Raw genomic sequence first — 2655 nt, 5'->3', positions numbered from 1 at the left:
CTGAAATAGAAGAACGACCAGCCGAGGAGCACCACGACGGCGATCGCCGTGAGTGTGCGAATCAAGTTTTTTCGGTTCATCAATCATCGGCCGTGCAGGCCAGGTTCCTTCCCGATACACACAGCTGGAAAAATCCAGGTTACCGCTATTGGCGACCGCCGGCCCGGGCGGCGGTCGGCATCAGCTGACTAGACAACGACCGGTGGTTCCCAGCCCGCGGGCTGCGGCCGGTGTCACGCCCGTGTGACGCGGGACGGCGACGGCCAGGCTGGCGTTGCGCTCGCCGCACCGGTCCCCAAATTTTTAACCCCTCATTCGTAATAGCGGACCTCGATCACGTTGCCATCCGGATCGGCGAAGTAGTACCCGTGCGGCGCCCATCCTCGGGCTCCGTAGGTTCGGTTCAGCCGCGTGCTGGTGTCCACGCCTTCGGCCTGCAGACGCCGATCCAACGCGTCGTATTCGGACTTCGACATCGCCAGGCAGATGTGATTCACCGGGTGGCCGGCGCTGCCCGCCACCTTCGTGAGCGACTCGGTGGCGGCAATGCTGTCGACCGGCAGGAGGTCGATGATGGAGTCTTCGCACACGCGCACGCTGGGAAACGGCGCCTCATTGTTCTCGAACTCGCCGAATCGCACCGGCTCGAGCCCGACGACCCGGGTGTAGAAGTCCATCGACACCCCTGGATCCGCCGTCCACAAGACGATGTGGTCCAGCCGCCTCACCCAAAAGCCTCCACGTCATGCCATGATGCGCGGCCGCGCCCGCGATATCCAGCGAAGCGAAGCCTCCTTTTCCATTTCGGCCAAGTCCTTCTCTGCCCGCAGGCAGTGTGATTTGGTGTGACGGTGCCCTCTTCAACCGAACGGTTAGTGGACACCAACGGTGTCCGGCTGCGGGTGACCGAAGCCGGAGACCGCGGCGCGCCCGTGGTGATCCTGGCCCACGGCTTTCCCGAATTGGCCTATTCGTGGCGGCACCAGATATCCGTGCTGGCCGAGGCCGGCTACCACGTGCTGGCGCCCGATCAACGCGGGTATGGCGGATCGTCGCGACCGGAGCCGATCGAGGCCTACGACATTCATGAGCTCACCGCCGACCTGGTGGGCCTGCTCGACGACGTCGGCGCCGAGCGCGCAGTCTGGATCGGTCACGACTGGGGTGCCGCCGTGGTATGGAACGCGCCGCTGCTGCACCCCGACCGAGTGGCGGCGGTTGCCGCGTTGAGCGTCCCGCCGGTGCCCCGCCCGCAGATGCCGCCGACGCGGGCATTCCGCAGGACGTTCGGGGAGAACTTCTTTTACATCCTTTATTTCCAGGAACCCGGCGTTGCCGACGCCGAACTCGATGCCGACCCCGCCCGCACCATGCGCCGGATGTTGGGCGGCCTGCGGGCGTCCGACGATCAAGCCGCGGCGATGCGCATGGTGGCGCCCGGTCCCGAAGGTTTCATCGATCGGCTGCCCGAACCGGAACGGCTGCCGGACTGGCTCAGCCAGGACGAACTCGACCGCTACATCGCCGAGTTCTCCCGCACCGGGTTCACCGGCGGCCTCAACTGGTACCGCAATTTCGACCGCAACTGGGAGACCACCCCCGAGCTGGCGGGCGCCAAGATCGCTGTGCCGTCGTTGTTCGTCGCCGGGACGGCCGATCCGGTGTTGGCCTTCACGCGCGCCGACCGCGCCGCGGAGGTGATTTCCGGCCCTTACCGCCAGGTGATGATCGACGGCGCGGGACACTGGCTGCAGCAGGAACGCCCCGCCGAGGTGAACGCGACTTTATTGGAGTTCCTCTACGAATTGGAGCTGCGATGACCGTGCCGCTGCGTTTCGGCGTCTTCGTCACCCCGTTTCATCCGATTGGCCAATCGCCCACGGTGGCACTGGAATACGACATGGAGCGGGTCGTCGCACTGGATCGCCTCGGGTTCGACGAGGCGTGGTTCGGTGAGCACCACTCCGGCGGCTACGAGCTGATCGCTTGCCCGGAGGTGTTCATCGCCGCTGCGGCGGAGCGAACCAAGCACATCCGGCTGGGCACCGGGGTGGTCTCGCTGCCCTATCACCATCCGCTCATGGTGGCCGACCGCTGGGTGCTGCTGGACCACCTGACCCGCGGCCGGGTCATGTTCGGTACGGGGCCTGGGGCGCTGCCGTCGGACGCGTACATGATGGGCATCGACCCCGTCGAGCAACGGCGGATGATGCAGGAATCGCTCGAGGCGATCCTCGCACTGTTCCGCGCCGCACCCAGCGAGCGAATCGACCGCCACTCCGATTGGTTCACGCTGCGCGACGCGCAGTTGCATATCCGCCCCTACACCTGGCCCTACCCCGAAATCTCCACGGCGGCAATGATTTCTCCATCGGGTCCCCGGCTGGCCGGTGCGCTGGGGACGTCGCTGCTGTCGCTGTCGATGTCGGTTCCCGGCGGTTACGCCGCACTGGAGAACACCTGTGAGGTGGTGCGCAAGCAGGCCGCCAAGGTCGGCCGGGAGGAGCCCGACCGGGCCGCCTGGCGGGTGCTGAGCATCATGCAGATCGCCGACACCCGCGAGCGGGCGAGCGACGAGGGCACCTACGGCCTGCAGGATTTCGCCGATTACTTCGGCGCGGCAGGCTTCGTCCCGCTGTCCAACTCCGTGGACGG

Annotated in this window: 4 protein-coding genes; 2 read left to right on the top strand and 2 right to left on the bottom strand. The window is 66.4% G+C overall.

Annotated elements, in window-relative coordinates; translation table 11 throughout:
- A partial coding sequence (locus ACLP9N_RS10385; protein ID WP_442407326.1) for a hypothetical protein occupies window positions 1-80 on the bottom strand: 80 nt, incomplete at its 3' end.
- A 231-nt stretch (window positions 81-311) separates the two neighbouring features.
- Window positions 312-728 carry a VOC family protein gene (locus tag ACLP9N_RS10380; protein ID WP_442407325.1) on the bottom strand — a complete coding sequence of 139 codons (417 nt, stop codon included), beginning with the start codon at window positions 726-728 and terminating at the stop codon, window positions 312-314.
- 123 nt (window positions 729-851) lie between these two features.
- Here ACLP9N_RS10380 and ACLP9N_RS10375 point away from each other — a divergent pair, with 123 nt between their 5' ends.
- Both ACLP9N_RS10375 and ACLP9N_RS10370 read left to right on the top strand, forming a co-directional pair.
- Complete coding sequence (locus ACLP9N_RS10375) at window positions 852-1820, top strand: alpha/beta fold hydrolase (protein WP_442407324.1); 969 nt, start codon at window positions 852-854, stop codon at window positions 1818-1820.
- The coding region (locus ACLP9N_RS10370) for an LLM class flavin-dependent oxidoreductase (RefSeq protein WP_442407323.1) at window positions 1817-2655 on the top strand (839 nt) is incomplete at its 3' end. The genes ACLP9N_RS10375 and ACLP9N_RS10370, both read left to right, overlap by 4 nt.

The organism is Mycobacterium sp., from assembly GCF_052144515.1.
GTDB lineage: Bacteria > Actinomycetota > Actinomycetes > Mycobacteriales > Mycobacteriaceae > Mycobacterium.
Note: the sequence above shows the minus strand (reverse complement) of the source record. Positions and strands in the feature narration are given on the sequence as shown.